Origin of the sequence: Streptomyces sp. NPDC057697 (assembly GCF_042799335.1) — a bacterium.
Lineage (GTDB): Bacteria > Actinomycetota > Actinomycetes > Streptomycetales > Streptomycetaceae > Streptomyces.
Genome location: NZ_JBHVJA010000006.1, coordinates 369,633 through 383,723, shown reverse-complemented (window position 1 = coordinate 383,723; position 14,091 = coordinate 369,633). Strand labels below are relative to the sequence as shown.

Below are 14,091 nucleotides of genomic sequence, written 5' to 3'. Positions count from 1 at the left end.
GCCACCGGACCGGGTCACCGGACGGGACCGCCCGGACGGCCTCTGCGCCGTCCGGGCGGTTCGTCGTGCACCGGGGGCGGTCGCCGCCCCCGGGTTCGTTCAGTCCCCGTCCGGGTCGGCCCGCTCCAGCGCCGGCCGCTGCGGCGCCGCCGACTCCGTCAGCAGGTAGTCGGCCGCCGCCGTGTCCGTCACCAGGCTGGTGACGAGCCCGGACCGCAGCACCGCCCCGATCGCGGCGGCCTTGCGCTGACCGCCCGCGATCGCCACCACCTCGGGGATCCGGCGCAGCCGGTCGGCCTCGACCGTGATGCAGCGCTCGCCCAGGTCCCGGCCGACCCGCCGCCCCTCGGTGTCGAAGAGGTGCGCCGACATCTCCGCCGCGACGCCGAGCGAGGCGTAGTGCGCCCGCTCCTCGTCGCTGAGCATGTCGTGGACGGTCGAGATGCCCGGCTCCCAGGAACCGATGGAGACCGCCGCGACCGTCACCTTGTCGAAGTAGTCGAAGGCGCGGGCGATGCCGGTCTGGTGGCGCAGCGCGGCGGCCGTGGCCGGGTCGGGCAGCAGCATCGGCGCGTAGATGGGGTGGGCCTCGCCGCCGGAGACCTGGGCGGCCCGGCGGACCGCCTCCACCGAGCCGCGCTCGGCCGTCCCCGCGTCGTACACCCCGGTGAGCTGCACGACCGTGCAGGGCGGCAGCCGGTCGAGCGCCGCGGCCATGTGGATGGTGGACCGGCCCCAGGCCAGACCCAGGACATCCCCTTCGTTCACCAGTTCGCCGAGAAGATCGGCCGCGACCTCGCCCAGGTTCTCCGGGTCGGGCGCGTCGTCCTGTTCCTCGGCGGGGGACTCGACGACGACCGCGTGGCGCAGCCCGTAGCGGGCCCGGAGCGCGTCGGAACGCTCGGCGTCCAGTTCGGCGGGGACGCGGATCTCGATCCGTACGAGGTCGCGCTCGAGGGCCGTCTCCAGGACCCGGGCCACCTTGAAGCGGCTGACGCCGAACTCCTCGGCGATCTGGATCTTCGACTTTCCCTCAAGGTAGAAGCGGCGCGCCATGGCCGCCGCCTGGACCAGCTCCGCGGGCCCCATCCGCAGGGCGGACCGTCCCGCCGACATTGCAGACACCGCGATCTCCTCACTGCTGTTCACACTCTCGATACGCCGTTCATCCTGTCAGATCCGGCGTTCCCTGATCGGTCCCGTCGGACCGAGTTCATCTGCCCTTGGCCCGGCCGACCCGCAGGAGCGGACGCCGGCCGGTTCCGGTGTCAGTGGGCGCAGGCCCAGGCCGCCGAGGCGGTGGCCCCGGCCGCCCGGTCGCGCAGGGACCGCACCGCTTCGGCCGGGTCCGCCGCCCCGTAGACCGCCGAACCCGCGACGAAGACGTCCGCCCCGGCCTCGGCGCACCGCTCGATGGTGGCCTCGGAGACGCCGCCGTCGACCTGGAGCCACAGCTCCAGGCCGTGCTTGGAGATCAGCTCTCGGGTGCGGCGGATCTTCGGCAGCATGATGTCCAGGAAGGCCTGGCCGCCGAAGCCCGGCTCCACCGTCATGATCAGCAACATGTCGAGCTCGGGGAGGAGGTCCTCGTACGGCTCGATGGGCGTCGCGGGCCTGAGCGCCATGGAGGCGCGGGCGCCCTTGGCCCGGATCTCCCGCGCCAGCCGCACCGGGGCCGCCGCGGCCTCCACGTGGAAGGTGACGGAACCCGCGCCGGCCTCGACGTACCGGGGGGCCCAGCGGTCCGGGTCCTCGATCATCAGATGGCAGTCCAGCGGGATGTCCGTGGCCCGGCCGAGCGACTCGACGACCGGCACGCCGAGGGTCAGATTGGGCACGAAGTGGTTGTCCATCACATCGACATGGAGCCAGTCGGCGCCTTCGACCGCCTTCGCCTCCTCGGCGAGACGGGAGAAGTCGGCGGACAGGATGCTGGGGTTGATCTGGGCCATGTCCCAAGCCTGCCATGTTCCGCGCCACTTCCCCGCCCCGGTACGGGCCAAAGCCTCACGGGATCATTACAGTTCGCGCGATCGGGGCGCTCCGGCGGCGCGATCCGGGCGTTTCGGGCGGCCCGGTGGCGCGCCAAGCCCCCCGGGGCGCGTCGCGCCGGACGGCCCCGGAGCCCGCCGGACGGCCTGCGGGCGGCCGGGGCCGGGGCACGACGGCTAGCCCCCGGGAACCCGCCGGGAGCTCAGGCGGTGCGCCGCAGCAGGGCCAGGTACATCGCGTCCGTGCCGTGCAGATGCGGCCACAGCTGGACGTCGGGGCCGTCGCCCAGCGCGGGCACGCCCGGCATCAGCGGGCGGGCGTCCACCCACTCGGCCGCGACGGGCCGGTCGCCGCGCCCCTTGAGCACGTCGTCGACGACGACCCGGGTCTCGGCGAGATGCGGCGAGCAGGTCGCGTAGCCGACCACTCCGCCGACCCGTACCGCCTTCAACGCCTCGCGCAGCAGGGCCCGTTGGAGCGGGGCGAAGTTCTCCAGGTCCTCCTTGCGGCGGCGCCAGCGCGCCTCCGGACGGCGGCGCAGGGCGCCGAGGCCCGAGCACGGCACGTCCATCAGCACCCGGTCGAAGCCGCCGGCCGTCCACGGCGGCCGGGTGCCGTCCGCGGTGATCACCTGGTAGGGGCCGGGGTTGCCCGCCAGCGCGCGCTCGACGAGACGGGCCCGGTGCGGCTGCTTCTCGGCGGCGAGCAGGGCGGCGCCGCGTTCGGCGGCGAGCGCGGCGAGCAGGGCGGCCTTGCCGCCGGGGCCCGCGCAGCCGTCGAGCCAACAGCTGTCGCTGCCCTCCAACGGTGCGGCGGCGAGCGCGGCGGCCACCAGCTGGCTGCCCTCGTCCTGGACCCCGGCCCGGCCCTCCTGGACCGCGGTCAGCGCGCCGGGCTCGCCGCCCTCCGCCATCCGTACGGCATACGGCGACCAGCGGCCCGGCAGGCCGTTCTCGTCGCCGAGCGCGGTGAGCAGCTCGTCGGTGGTGGAGCGGCCGGGGCGGGCGACCAGGGTGACCTCCGGCCGCTCGTTGTCCGCTTCGAGGAGGTCCTCGATCCCGGCACGGCCGCCGCCCAGCGCGTCCCACAGCGCCGAGACGATCCAGCGCGGATGCGAGTGCACGACCGCGAGGTGGTCCTCGGCGTCCTCCTCGTACGACGGGGCCACCTTGGCCACCCAGCCGTCGAGGTCGTCCGCCGAGACCTTGCGCAGTACGGCGTTGACGAACTTGGCCCGGCCCTCGCCGAGGACCACCCGGGCCAGCTCCACGCTGGCGGAGACCGCGGCGTGGGTGGGGATGCGGGTGCCCAGCAGCTGGTGCACGCCCATGTTCAGCACGTCCAGGACCGGTGGGTCGACCTCGCGCAGCGGCCGGTCGATGCAGGCGGCGACGATCGCGTCGTACGTTCCCTGGCGGCGCAGCGTGCCGTAGACCAGCTCGGTCGCCAGCGCCGCGTCCCGGTTGTCGAAGTCGCCCTTGGCACGGGCCTTCTTCAGCAGCGGGGGCAGGACGAGGTTGGCGTACGCGTCCCGTTCGTCGACGGCCCTGAGGGCTTCGAAGGCGAGGAACCGGACCGGGTCCTTCCTGGGGCGGCGATGCGGCTTGGCGGGACGGCGACGCTGCTGGTCGTTCACGTGAAAGGTGCTCCGCTGACGGTGAGGGGGCGAACCCTCCCAGCCTACGTCGCCGTCCCCCGGCGGGCCTCAGCTCCCCAGCAGCTCGCCGTGGGCGATGCGCACCCCGCGCGCCCAGTCCGCGGCCCGCATCGGCTTCTTGCCCTGGGGCTGGACCCAGAGCAGCTCGACCGCGTGCGACCCGGTGCCCACGTGGACGTTGTTCTTGGCCGCCGAGAGCTCGCCGGGCGCCAGGTCGGTGCGGTCCAGGACGGGGACCGCCTGGATCAGCTTGAGGCGTTCGCCGCGGAACAGCGTCCACGCGCCGGGGGCGGGGGTGCAGCCGCGCACCACCCGGTCGACCCGCAGGGCGGGAGCCGACCACCGCACCTGTGCGTCCTCGACGGTGATCTTCGGTGCGAGGGTGACGCCCTCGGCCGGCTGCGGCACGGCGTGCAGGGTGCCGTCCTCGATGCCGTCCATCGTCGCGACGAGCAGCCCCGCGCCGGCGAACGCCAGCCGGGTGAGCAGATCGCCGCTGGTGTCGGTGGGGCGCACCTCCTCGGTGAGGACGCCGTACACCGGGCCGGAGTCCAGCCCCTCCTCGATCAGGAAGGTCGACGCGCCGGTGACCTCGTCCCCGGCCATGACCGAGTGCTGCACCGGGGCCGCGCCGCGCCAGGCGGGCAGCAGCGAGAAGTGCAGGTTGACCCAGCCGCGGGCGGGGACGGCGAGCGCCTCCTTGGGGAGCAGCGCCCCGTAGGCGACGACCGGGCAGCAGTCGGGGGCGATCTCCCCCAGCCGGGCGAGGAAGTCCGCCTCGCGCGGCCGGGCGGGCTTGAGCACCTCGATGCCGGCCTCCTCGGCGCGCTCGGCGACGGGGCTGGCGACCAGGCGGCGCCCCCGCCCGGCGGGGGCGTCGGGGCGGGTCACCACGGCGGCCACCTCGTGCCGGTCGGAGGCGATCAGGGCGTCCAGGGCGGGTACGGCGACCTCGGGGGTGCCTGCGAAGACGAGCTTCATGGGTGGCTGACTGCCTCTCGGGCCGAAACGTGCGGTGACGAGCAACGCACCAGTCTATGGGCCGGGCGGCCGGGGGGCGTACGCATGGCCGCGCGCCCCTTTGAAGGGCGCATGCGCCCCTGAAGCGTGACCAGATCCACAGCTGAGGCGTTGGTCAAGAGAGATTGACCGAAGCGAGCCGCCACGGTGCGGCCCGATCCCTTTCAACGCCGGTTCGAGAGGCTTCTTCATGGCCGACCACGCAACCCACGACGCCCAAGCGAGGGCCAGTCTGCATCTGTTGGTGCGGGACATCGAGCGGGTCCGGCGGCAGGTGGACGCGCTGCGCACGCTCACCGCCCAACTGGGCAACGTCTACCGTCCGCGCCGCTCCGGCCCGTCCACGGGCTTCGTCGTCTACGGCAGGGCCCCGGCCCCCACCGTCAGGCTGGCCCAGGAACTGCGCGACAGCGTCGAGACCCTGGTCACCGCCGCGGTCGACTTCGACCGCTCGCTGGGCTTCTCCTGGGACGCGGTGGGCTCCGCGCTCGGGGTCACCAAGCAGGCCGTGCACCGCCGCTACGGCGCACGGCGCAACGCCCGGCAGTCGGGGGCCGAGACCACCGGGGAGGCGGCGGTACCGCGCCCCCTGCCCGTCGTGCCCGGCTCCGGCGGCGCCCCCGCGCTGCCGGCCGTACCCGCCGCACGCTCCATGCCGCCCCAGCCTTCGGCGGACCGCCCGTCGCTGCGCGAGGACGTGCGTCCCGGCGCCTTCCCCGGCCCGCGCAACGGCTGACCGTCCCTCCCGTCCCCCGCCCGTCCCCTGCCCCGCCGCGCCCGACGCACGGCGGGGCAGCCGCATCTCCGCACCGTCATCCGATGTCCGGCGGGTCCACCCTGATCCGGACCTGCTCGGCGCTCCCCCGGGACATCCGCGCCGCCTGCGCGGCCTTCAGCGCGGCCGCGAGCGCCGCCCCGCTGCCCGGCGGCACCCTGAGCAGCGCCCGTTCCCAGGACTCCCCCGCGGGGGAGTCCCCGGGTCTGCGGGGCCTGCCCGGCCCGGTGACCGGCACCGGGACCGGGCCCAGCACCTCGGCCTCCGGCGGCAGTGCGGCCGCCGCGAGAAACGCGGCCAGCGCCTCCGGCGTGCCGGTCACCGAAGCCATCCGGGAGACCGGGGGGAAGCCGAGCTCGGCCCGCTCCGCCAGCTCACGGCGGGCGTGCCCGACCGGGTCCCAGCGCACCAGGGCCTGCACGGGCCTCAGCGTCGGCTCGGCGACGACCACCACCGTGCCGCCCTCCGGCTGCCCGCGCACCAGCGCGGCCGCGGCCGTCCAGCGGCGCAGCGCCTCCTCACCCGCCCGCAGATCGGGGCGGCCCACCATCGCCCAGCCGTCCAGCAGCAGCGCGGCCGCGTAACCGCCCTCGGCCGGCGGCTCGGCGCCGGGGGTGCTGACGACCAGCGCGGGCGTGTTGGGCACCGAGTCGAGGATGTGGTCGCGGCCCGACGTCCGCACCGGCACGGCGGGAAAGGCCCGGCCCAGCTCCTCGGCGGTGCGGCGGGCGCCGACGACCCGGGCCCGCAGCCGGGAGGAGCCGCAGGCGGCGCAGTGCCAGGCGGTCTCGGGCCGCCCGCACCAGGCGCAGTCGAGATCCCGCTGGTCCGGCGCCTGGAGCGGCCCGGCGCAGTGCCTGCACCTGGCGGGCTCGCGGCAGCGCTCGCAGGCCAGCCTCGGCGCGTATCCCCGGCGTGGCACCTGGACCAGGACCGGGCCGCGGCGCAGCCCGTCCCGTACCGTCTGCCAGGCCAGGCTGGGCAGCCGCGCGGCGCGCGCCGCGCCGTCCCGGGCCAGCTCCCCGTCGTCGACCGTGCGCACCAGGGGCGCCGCGATCCGCAGCTGCTCCCGGTCGGCGCGCAGCGGCAGCGCCCAGCCGCTCTCCACCAGCTGGGCGGCCTCCACCGTGCAGTTCGTACCGCCGAGCAGGAAGGCGCACCGGCCGTGCGCGGCCCGTAGTTCGAGCACTTCGCGGACGTGCGGGAAGGGGGCGTTGTCGTCGCTGTGGCTGGCGTCCCCGTCGTCCCAGACGGCGACCAGGCCGAGGTCGGCGACCGGGGCGAACATCGCCGCCCTGGTGCCGACGACCGCCCGCACCGAGCCGCGCCGGACGGCGAGCCACTCGCGGTAGCGCTTCTCCGGTCCGGAGTCGGCGGTCAGCAGGGCGTGGCGTCCCGGGCCGAGCAGCCCGGTGAGCGCGGCGTCCACCCGCGCGGCGGCGCGGCCGTCGGGGACGACGACGAGGGCGCCGCGCCCGGACGCGAGCGTCGCGGCCATGGCGCGGGCGATCTCCTCGGGCCAGTGGGGTCCGGGCAGCGCGGTCCACACGGCCCGGGGCGCGCCGCCCTCGGCCAGCGCCCGCAGGAACGCCGGGCCCTGTGCGTACCGCTCCCAGCTCCCGGCCGGCGGGGCGGGCGGGGGCGGCAGGGGCTCGGGCGAGGGCCGGGACTCGGCCCTGCCGTTCCGGGGCGGCACGGCGAGCTGGAGCACATCGGCGAGGCTGCCCGCGTAGCGGTCGGCGACGGCGCGCGAGAGGGCGAGCAGCTCCGGCCCGAGCACGGGCTCGGGCGAGACGACGTAGGCGAGGGCCGCGAGGGCGCCGGGGTAGTCGGACTCGGCGCGCCGCTCCACCAGGAAGCCATCGATGAGCCCGCCGCCCTCCCGCCGGCCGCCGCGCACATTGCGCCCCCCGGCCCCGAAGCGCACCCGCACCCGCACCCCGGGCCGGGCCTCGGCGTCGAGCTCCTCGGGCACCGCGTAGTCGAAGTACTGGTCGAGATGGAGCACGCCCTTGTTGACCAGCACCCGGGCGACCGGCAGTTCCTTGGCGAGCGCGGCGCCGCGCCAGGTGCGCGGCTTGGCCCGCGGCACCTTGGCCTGGCGCACCGTCTCCCGGATCAGGGCAAGCTGCTCCGGGGCCTCGTCCCCGGGGTCCGCGGACCGCTCGTCGTCGCTGCTCACAGCCACATACCTACCAGACACCACCGACAGCGGCCCCGACGAGGCGGTGCCGGGGCCCGGACGTACCGGGGCCCGGACACCCTGTGCGGTGTCCGGGCCCCGGCATACGGACGAAGCAGCGGCGGTCCTACAGACCGGCCGCCGCGCGCAGCGCGTCCACGCGGTCGGTGCGCTCCCAGGTGAAGTCGGGGAGTTCACGGCCGAAGTGGCCGTAGGCCGCGGTCTGGGCGTAGATCGGGCGGAGCAGGTCGAGGTCGCGGATGATCGCGGCCGGGCGGAGGTCGAAGACCTCGCCGATGGCGTGCTCGATCTTCTCGGTCTCGACCGCGGCGGTGCCGAAGGTCTCGACGAAGAGACCGACCGGCTCGGCCTTGCCGATGGCGTACGCGACCTGCACCTCGCAACGGGCGGCGAGGCCCGCGGCGACGACGTTCTTGGCGACCCAGCGCATGGCGTAGGCGGCCGAGCGGTCCACCTTCGACGGGTCCTTGCCCGAGAAGGCGCCGCCGCCGTGGCGGGCCATGCCGCCGTAGGTGTCGATGATGATCTTGCGGCCGGTCAGTCCGGCGTCGCCCATCGGGCCGCCGATCTCGAAGCGCCCGGTCGGGTTGACCAGCAGCCGGTAGCCGTCGGTGTCCAGCTTGATGCCGTCCTCGATCAGCTGCCCCAGCACGTGCTCGACGACGAACTCGCGGATGTCGGGCGCGAGCAGCGAGTCGAGGTCGATGTCGCTGGCGTGCTGCGAGGAGACGACGACCGTGTCGAGGCGGATGGCCTTGTCGCCGTCGTACTCGATGGTGACCTGGGTCTTGCCGTCGGGGCGCAGGTACGGGATGGTCCCGTTCTTGCGGACCTCGGAGAGCCGGCGGGAGAGCCGGTGCGCGAGGTGGATCGGGAGCGGCATGAGCTCGGGCGTCTCGTCGCAGGCGTAGCCGAACATCAGGCCCTGGTCGCCGGCGCCCTGCTTGTCGAGCTCGTCCTCGTCGCCCTCGACCCGCTGCTCGTACGCGGTGTCGACGCCCTGCGCGATGTCGGGAGACTGCGCCCCGATGGACACCGAGACGCCGCAGGAAGCGCCGTCGAAGCCCTTCTTGGAGGAGTCGTAACCGATCTCCAGGACCTTGTTGCGTACGAGGGTCGGGATGTCGGCGTAGGCCTTGGTCGTGACCTCACCCGCAACATGCACCAGACCGGTGGTGATCAAGGTCTCGACGGCGACGCGGGACCGGGGGTCCTCGCGGAGCAGCGCGTCGAGAATGGTGTCGCTGATCTGGTCAGCGATCTTGTCGGGGTGACCCTCGGTAACGGATTCCGAGGTGAAGAGACGGCGGGACACATCGCTCCCTGGGGTTGCAGCGGCTGCTGGCTGATCATTTGGCGGACCGCCGGGAGCTGCGCCCGGCATGGTCCGGCCCCAGTTTATCGGTCGCTTTCGTTCGGCGGACAACATGTCTCGCCCTTTGGGAGTTCTGTGACCTGCGGCACGGCCCGCCGACGCGTACCGGCCACCCCGGGACGACGTCATTTACGCCCATATTTCAAGGGTTTCGGCCCCGTCCCGGGCGCGTCACAAGATTTTCATCCGAGACGCGACGACACGAGATCCCAGACCGTGTCGGCGAGTGCCTCCTTGGGGCCGTACGGCACCTGGGTCTCGCCGCCGTCGGCCGCGAGCACCACCGCCTCGTTCTCCTCGGCGCCGAAGGTCCGGCGCTCCCCCACCTCGTTGACGACGAGGAGGTCGCAGCCCTTGCGGCGCAGCTTCTCCCGCCCGTTGGCGAGGACGTCGTCGGTCTCGGCGGCGAACCCGACGACGAGCTGGCCCGGCCGGGCGCGCTCGCGGGCCACCTCGGCGAGAATGTCCGGATTGCGGACGAGCGCGATGGGCGCGGGTTCCTGGCCGTCCTTCTTCTTGATCTTCCCCGTCGCGTACTCGGCGGGCCTGAAGTCGGCGACCGCCGCCGCCATCACGACCACATCGGCGTCCGCGGCGGCCTTCAGCACGGCCTCGCGCAGCTGCACGGCGGTCCCCGCGCGCAGCACGTCGGCTCCGGCCGGGTCGGGCAGCCCGGTGTTGGCCTCGACGAGGGTGACCCGGGCACCGCGGGCGACCGCGGTGCGGGCCAGGGCGTAGCCCTGCTTGCCGGAGGAGCGGTTGCCGAGGAAGCGCACCGGGTCGAGCGGTTCGCGCGTACCGCCCGCGCTGATGACGACATGGCGCCCGGCCAGGTCGGCCGCGACGGGCCCCCGGGCCAGCACCCGGCGGCAGACCTCGAAGATCTCCCCGGGGTCGGGCAGCCGGCCCTTGCCGGTGTCGACGCCGGTGAGCCGGCCGACGGCGGGCTCGATGACGACGGCGCCCCGGCGGCGCAGGGTGGCGACGTTCTCCCGGGTGGCGGGGTGCTCCCACATCTCGGTGTGCATGGCGGGTGCGAAGACGACCGGACAGCGTGCGGTGAGCAGCGTGTTGGTGAGCAGGTCGTCGGCGAGGCCGTGGGCGGCCCTGGCGAGCAGGTCGGCGGTGGCCGGAGCGACGACCACCAGGTCGGCTTCCTGCCCGATCCTGACGTGCGGCACCTCGTGGACGTCGTTCCAGACCTCGGTGGAGACCGGGTGGCCGGAGAGCGCCGACCAGGTGGCCGCGCCCACGAAGTGCAGCGACGACGCGGTCGGCACGACCCGTACATCGTGACCGGACTCGGTCAGCCGGCGCAGCAGTTCGCACGCCTTGTACGCGGCGATGCCGCCGCTGACCCCCAGAACGACCTTCGGCTTGTCCACTGCGTCTCCCCGCACTCGGATACGAACAACCCCATGCTGCCTCACCCCGGCGGGCCCGGTGCCGTCGCCCCGGGCACACCTCAGGCCCGGCAGCGGTGGCCGCCGGGCCTGAGGTGAGGATGCATTCCTGCTTACTGCGCGGGGCCCTCGATGGCCTCGGAGGTGAGCAGGCCCGCGTTGATCTCGCGGAGCGCGATCGAGAGCGGCTTCTCGTGCACGTGGGTGTCGACGAGCGGACCGACGTACTCCAGGAGACCCTCGCCGAGCTGCGAGTAGTACGCGTTGATCTGGCGCGCGCGCTTGGCGGCGTAGATCACGAGGCTGTACTTCGAGTCGGTGGCCTCGAGGAGCTCATCAATCGGCGGGTTGATGATGCCCTCGGGCGTGGTGATGGAAGAGGACACTCTCTGCCTTCCGAAGGGGGTAAAGATCAAAGAAATCTTTGACGATGCGGAGGTCCGCGGTGGCCGTGCGTACCGACGTCGTCAGTCGCTGTCGGCACGGTGGCCGGAAACCTCCAGCATCAAGGCTAGCAGTTCACGGGCCACATCCTCGACGGAGGTGTTGACCAGCGTCGTATCGAACTCGGACTCGGCGGCCAGTTCGACACGGGCGGCGGCGAGCCTGCGCTCGATCACCTCGGGCGCCTCGGTCCCGCGGCCGGTGAGCCGGCGGACCAGCTCCTCCCAGCTCGGCGGGGCCAGGAAGACCAGCTGGGCGTCCGGCATCGACTGCCGGACCAGCCGGGCGCCCTGGAGGTCGATCTCCAGGAGCACCGGCTCACCCGCCTCCAGGCGGTCGAGCACGGCACGGCGGGGCGTGCCGTAGCGGTTGCCCGCGAACTCGGCCCACTCCAGCAGCTCGCCGTTGGCGATCAGCTTGTCGAACTCCTCGTCGTCCACGAAGAAGTAGTGGACGCCGTTGCGCTCGCCGGGGCGCGGCCTGCGGGTCGTCGCCGACACCGAGAGCCAGACCTCCGGGTGGACCTTGCGCATATGAGCGACGACCGTGCTCTTGCCGACCCCGGAGGGGCCGGAGAGCACGGTCAGCCGCGGACGTACGTCCGGGGGTACGGGGGACGTCCCCCGGGATGTTGCAGCCATGGAGCGATTATCCAGGTTCTCAGGAGTGCCTGAGAACGTCAGGCGGGGCTGCCGCCGAACTCACGCTCCAGGGATGCGATCTGGTTGGAGCCGAGACCCCGGACCCGGCGGCTCTCGGAGATGCCGAGCCGCTCCATGATCTGCTTGGCGCGGACCTTGCCCACGCCCGGCAGGGACTCCAGCAGTGCGGAGACCTTCATCTTGCCGATGACGTCGTTCTCCTGGCCCTGCTTGATGACCTCGTGGAGGGAGGCGCCGGAGTGCTTGAGTCGATTCTTGACCTCGGCCCGCTCCCGGCGAGCCGCGGCGGCCTTTTCGAGCGCGGCTGCGCGCTGTTCAGGGGTAAGGGGCGGAAGAGCCACGCCTACGTCACCTCGGATGTCGATCTGTCGGATACGGACCGGTGAGGAAGCTGAGCGCTCCACACCAGGTGAGCGACGGGCACCTCGTGCACGTCGGCTCTCGACGGAGACTAGCGGCCAGGGCCGCCGGAGTCAGCGAGAACCAACGAAAAGTCCTGGTCAGCCTTGGCCGACCAGGACATTTCAGGCATAACAACCGAGTTTTTTGGTCAGGAAAGAGTCAACACCCCGTTACGTGGCATGCTCACCTACCCGCCACGGCTGCCCGGATCTCGTCCGTGAGCCGTTCGGCCGCCTCGCGCAGTCCCGCCACGTGCGGTCCCCGGCTCAGCACGCCCCGGCTCACGCTGGGCACCACGTTGCCCACCGAGGCGCCGAAGACACCGGGCAGGTCCGCGGGCGTCGCGCCCTGTGCCCCGATCCCGGGGGCGAGCAGCGGACCGTTGATCGCCAGGTCCGCCCCCGCGTCCCCGAGCGTGGCTCCGACCACCGCGCCGACGGAGCCGAGCGGGGCCGCCCCCTCGTTCTCGGCGGCCATGTGGTCGAGCATGAGCTGGGCCAGCGAACGGCCGTCGGCGGCGGTGGCGCGCTGCACCTCGGCGCCCTCCGGGTTGGAGGTGAGGGCGAGCACGAAGACGCCCGCCCCGGAGAGGACCGCCGCGTCGAGCGCCGGGCGCAGCGAGCCGAAGCCGAGGTACGGCGAGACGGTGACCGCGTCCGAGAACAGCGGCGAGCCCGGCTCCAGGTAGGTCGCCGCGTAGGCGCCCATGGTGGAGCCGATGTCGCCCCGCTTGGCGTCCATCAGCACCAGCGCGCCGGCCGCCCGCGCCTCCTCGACCGCCTTCTCCAGGACGGCGATGCCGCGCGAGCCGAAGCGCTCGAAGAACGCGGACTGCGGCTTGAGCACGGCGACCCGGTCGGCCAGGGCCTCGACGGTCGTACGTGTGAAGCGTTCCAGCCCGGCGACGTCGTCGCCCAGGCCCCAGGCGGTGAGCAGCGAGGCGTGCGGGTCGATGCCGACGCACAGCGGACCGCGGGTGTCCATGGCGCGGCGCAGGCGCGCGCCGAACGGTTCGGGGCTCATGCGGTGGCCTTCCTGGTCTCTGCGCCGACGGCCTCGGCGAGGGTGGCGTACGGGGAGGCGGCCAGGCGCGCGGCCAAGCCCTTGTGGATCGCCCTGGCGTAGAACGGGCCCTCGTAGATGAAGGCGCTGTAGCCCTGGACGAGCGTGGCGCCCGCGAGGATGCGCTGCCAGGCGTCCTCGGCGGTCTCGACGCCCCCGACACCGACCAGGGTGATCCGGTCGCCCACGCGTGCGTACAGGCGGCTCAGCACCTCCAGGGAACGTGCCTTGAGAGGGGCTCCGGAGAGCCCGCCGGTCTCCGCGGTCAGGGACGGCGAGGAGCGCAGGCCGAGGCCGTCGCGGGCGATGGTGGTGTTGGTCGCGATGATGCCGTCGAGGCCGAGCTCGACCGCGAGGTCGGCGACGGCGTCGACGTCCTCGTCCGCGAGGTCCGGGGCGATCTTGACGAGCAGCGGCACCCGCCGTCCGGTGACGGTGCGGTCCGCGGCCTCGCGCACCGCGCCGAGCAGGGGACGCAGCGCCTCGGTGGCCTGGAGGTTGCGCAGCCCCGGGGTGTTGGGCGAGGAGACGTTCACGACCAGGTAGTCGGCGTGCGCGGCGAGGCGCTCGGTGGACTTCACGTAGTCGTCGGCGGCCTCGGCCTCCGGCACGACCTTGGTCTTGCCGATGTTGACGCCGACGGTGGTCCGGAAGACCGGCTCACGGGCGGCCAGGCGCGCGGCCACGGCCGCGGAGCCCTCGTTGTTGAAGCCCATGCGGTTGATCAGCGCGCGGTCCGCGACGAGGCGGAACAGGCGCTTCTTGGGGTTGCCCGGCTGGGGTTCGCCGGTGACCGTGCCGATCTCGACGTGGTCGAAGCCGAGCATCGCCATGCCGTCGATCGCGACGGCGTTCTTGTCGAAGCCGGCGGCGAGGCCGAAGGGGCCGTGCATCCGCAGGCCGAGGGCCTCGGTGCGCAGCTCTTCGTAGCGGGGCGCGAGCGCGGCCGCGACGAAGGTGCGCAGCACGGGGACGCGGGCGGCGAGGCGGATCCACCGGAAGGCCAGGTGGTGGGCCTGTTCCGCGTCCATCCGCTTGAAGACCAGCCGGAAGAAGAACTTGTACATCGGGAGTGTCCTCACGGAGAGGGGGACAC

The 14,091-nt window shown here is 73.6% G+C and carries 13 protein-coding genes; 1 reads left to right on the top strand and 12 read right to left on the bottom strand.

What is annotated here, in order from left to right:
• Positions 1–99: 99 nt before the first annotated feature.
• The 4 genes from ACFVFH_RS19235 to fmt form a co-directional block, all read right to left on the bottom strand.
• The gene (locus ACFVFH_RS19235) at positions 100–1,116 is read right to left on the bottom strand and encodes a sugar-binding transcriptional regulator (protein WP_093541023.1); all 1,017 of its coding nucleotides are present in this window, start codon (positions 1,114–1,116) and stop codon (positions 100–102) included.
• 152 nt (positions 1,117–1,268) lie between these two features.
• Positions 1,269–1,952 (bottom strand): ribulose-phosphate 3-epimerase, encoded by a 684-nt coding sequence (rpe, locus tag ACFVFH_RS19230; RefSeq protein WP_383769865.1) that lies wholly within the window; start codon positions 1,950–1,952, stop codon positions 1,269–1,271.
• A gap of 242 nt (positions 1,953–2,194) precedes the next feature.
• On the bottom strand, positions 2,195–3,628 hold the full coding sequence (locus ACFVFH_RS19225; RefSeq protein ID WP_383769861.1) for an RsmB/NOP family class I SAM-dependent RNA methyltransferase: 1,434 nt from the start codon (positions 3,626–3,628) through the stop codon (positions 2,195–2,197).
• Positions 3,629–3,697: 69 nt separating this feature from the next.
• Entirely contained in the window at positions 3,698–4,630 is a 933-nt protein-coding gene (fmt, locus tag ACFVFH_RS19220; protein WP_383769858.1) for a methionyl-tRNA formyltransferase, read from the bottom strand.
• A 229-nt stretch (positions 4,631–4,859) separates the two neighbouring features.
• Here fmt and ACFVFH_RS19215 point away from each other — a divergent pair, with 229 nt between their 5' ends.
• Entirely contained in the window at positions 4,860–5,405 is a 546-nt protein-coding gene (locus ACFVFH_RS19215) for a hypothetical protein (protein WP_383769855.1), read from the top strand.
• A 76-nt stretch (positions 5,406–5,481) separates the two neighbouring features.
• Here ACFVFH_RS19215 and ACFVFH_RS19210 read toward each other — a convergent pair whose 3' ends face one another.
• The 8 genes from ACFVFH_RS19210 to ACFVFH_RS19175 form a co-directional block, all read right to left on the bottom strand.
• Positions 5,482–7,626, bottom strand: coding sequence for a primosomal protein N' (locus ACFVFH_RS19210; RefSeq protein WP_383769852.1), 2,145 nt, complete (start codon positions 7,624–7,626; stop codon positions 5,482–5,484).
• A gap of 127 nt (positions 7,627–7,753) precedes the next feature.
• A complete protein-coding gene (gene metK / locus ACFVFH_RS19205) occupies positions 7,754–8,962 on the bottom strand; it encodes a methionine adenosyltransferase (protein WP_383769849.1) in 1,209 nt (402 codons plus the stop codon).
• Positions 8,963–9,204: 242 nt separating this feature from the next.
• Positions 9,205–10,407, bottom strand: coding sequence for a bifunctional phosphopantothenoylcysteine decarboxylase/phosphopantothenate--cysteine ligase CoaBC (gene coaBC, locus ACFVFH_RS19200; RefSeq protein ID WP_383769846.1), 1,203 nt, complete (start codon positions 10,405–10,407; stop codon positions 9,205–9,207).
• Positions 10,408–10,538: 131 nt separating this feature from the next.
• Positions 10,539–10,811, bottom strand: coding sequence for a DNA-directed RNA polymerase subunit omega (gene rpoZ, locus ACFVFH_RS19195; protein ID WP_003970369.1), 273 nt, complete (start codon positions 10,809–10,811; stop codon positions 10,539–10,541).
• A gap of 81 nt (positions 10,812–10,892) precedes the next feature.
• Complete coding sequence (gene gmk, locus ACFVFH_RS19190; RefSeq protein WP_329200486.1) at positions 10,893–11,510, bottom strand: guanylate kinase; 618 nt, start codon at positions 11,508–11,510, stop codon at positions 10,893–10,895.
• 38 nt (positions 11,511–11,548) lie between these two features.
• Positions 11,549–11,872 (bottom strand): integration host factor, encoded by a 324-nt coding sequence (locus ACFVFH_RS19185; protein WP_003970367.1) that lies wholly within the window; start codon positions 11,870–11,872, stop codon positions 11,549–11,551.
• 244 nt (positions 11,873–12,116) lie between these two features.
• Positions 12,117–12,956, bottom strand: a complete 840-nt coding sequence (pyrF, locus tag ACFVFH_RS19180) for an orotidine-5'-phosphate decarboxylase (RefSeq protein ID WP_383769843.1) — start codon at positions 12,954–12,956, stop codon at positions 12,117–12,119.
• A complete protein-coding gene (locus tag ACFVFH_RS19175) occupies positions 12,953–14,062 on the bottom strand; it encodes a quinone-dependent dihydroorotate dehydrogenase (protein WP_383769840.1) in 1,110 nt (369 codons plus the stop codon). Before ACFVFH_RS19175 ends, pyrF begins: the two co-directional genes overlap by 4 nt.
• Positions 14,063–14,091: the final 29 nt, after the last annotated feature.

Bases quoted from the DNA above. Each gene is read 5' to 3' on its own strand.
- fmt (WP_383769858.1), bottom strand. From the start codon at position 4,630: ATGAAGCTCGTCTTCGCAGGCACCCCCGAGGTCGCCGTACCCGCCCTG.
- ACFVFH_RS19215 (WP_383769855.1), top strand. From the start codon at position 4,860: ATGGCCGACCACGCAACCCACGACGCCCAAGCGAGGGCCAGTCTGCAT.
- rpe (WP_383769865.1), bottom strand. From the start codon at position 1,952: ATGGCCCAGATCAACCCCAGCATCCTGTCCGCCGACTTCTCCCGTCTC.
- pyrF (WP_383769843.1), bottom strand. From the start codon at position 12,956: ATGAGCCCCGAACCGTTCGGCGCGCGCCTGCGCCGCGCCATGGACACC.
- ACFVFH_RS19175 (WP_383769840.1), bottom strand. From the start codon at position 14,062: ATGTACAAGTTCTTCTTCCGGCTGGTCTTCAAGCGGATGGACGCGGAA.
- ACFVFH_RS19235 (WP_093541023.1), bottom strand. From the start codon at position 1,116: ATGTCGGCGGGACGGTCCGCCCTGCGGATGGGGCCCGCGGAGCTGGTC.
- gmk (WP_329200486.1), bottom strand. From the start codon at position 11,510: ATGGCTGCAACATCCCGGGGGACGTCCCCCGTACCCCCGGACGTACGT.